1 protein-coding gene is annotated in these 564 nt (G+C 51.4%); it reads left to right on the top strand.

Annotated features, from left to right (window positions below; all coding sequences use genetic code 11):
• Positions 1-38: 38 nt before the first annotated feature.
• The gene (tnpB, locus tag ACXPVS_RS27385) at positions 39-398 is read left to right on the top strand and encodes an IS66 family insertion sequence element accessory protein TnpB (protein WP_339435771.1); all 360 of its coding nucleotides are present in this window, start codon (positions 39-41) and stop codon (positions 396-398) included.
• Positions 399-564 lie beyond the last annotated feature (166 nt).

The following is a 564-nucleotide window of genomic DNA, read 5'->3' as shown; positions in this document are numbered from 1 at the left end:
TGATGCTTTGCTCCCGATTTCCTTCAGGAGCCAGCACCATGATGCGACCCGACGCCAAAGTCGAGAAAGTCTACCTCTATCCCAAGCCCGTGGACTTCAGAAAATCTATCGACGGCCTCACCGCTTTGGTCGAGCTGGATATCAAGGTTGCAGTGTTCGATCCGGTACTTTTTGTTTTTCTTAACAAGACCCGTAATCGGGTCAAGGTGTTGTATTGGGAGCGAAACGGCTTCTGCCTTTGGCTCAAGCGCCTGGAAGCCGAGCGCTTCAAAACATCGCCTGATATAAGCGACGAAGCGATTGTGCTGACGGTTCAGGAACTGAACTGGATGCTCGACGGCTTTGATCTGTGGCGCAACCGGCCTCATCAAGTTCTGACTCCAAGATTCGTCGCCTGACGGGTATAATCCGGGCATGATTTCGATGCCCGATGATCTTCCTGATGACCCTGCTCTACTCAAGCAAATACTGCTTGCGGAACGCCGTGTTCAACACAGTCAGATCCTCGACCTGAAAGAACAAATCAAGTTGCTGCGCGACCGTTTGTTTGGTCGTAAATCAGAG

The organism is Pseudomonas sp. Ma2-10 (assembly GCF_054330215.1).
Note: the sequence above shows the minus strand (reverse complement) of the source record. Positions and strands in the feature narration are given on the sequence as shown.